General features: G+C 80.0%; 1 pseudogene. It reads left to right on the top strand.

The window, feature by feature from the left end:
* Positions 1-270 precede the first annotated feature (270 nt).
* Positions 271-431: pseudogene (locus tag C7C45_RS35980) on the top strand (IS110 family transposase); the annotation flags it as partial.

Raw genomic sequence — 431 nt, 5'->3', positions numbered from 1 at the left:
CCCCCCCGCCACCCCCCCCCCCCCCGATCCCCCCCGCGCCGACCTCCCCCCGCCCCTACTCGCTCTGCCCCTTCAACTTCGGCCTCGCCTGCTGCGCGATCGCGTTCATCGCCACCACCATGCCCCGCCACGACTTCATCCCCCCCGCCGCGATCCCGCCCCCCCACGGCCCCCGGCACGCCGCCCTGATCGCGGGCGCCCGCCCCCCTCACCGACAACCCCCCCCCCCCCCGCAACCGCCCCCCCCCCCCCCCCCACCCCCACCCCCCCGCCGCCGCACTGGCCGACAACCACCGACGCCTCCGCGCCCTCGTCCCCGACCTGTGCCCCCCCCTGCTCGCCCACCCCGGCGTCGGCCCCGTCACCGCCGCGATCGCCCTCACCGCCTGGTCACACCCCGGCCGCGTCCGCTCAGAAGCCGCCTACGCCAC

It is taken from the genome of Micromonospora arborensis, from assembly GCF_003205615.1.
Lineage (GTDB): Bacteria > Actinomycetota > Actinomycetes > Mycobacteriales > Micromonosporaceae > Micromonospora > Micromonospora arborensis.
Note: the sequence above shows the minus strand (reverse complement) of the source record. Positions and strands in the feature narration are given on the sequence as shown.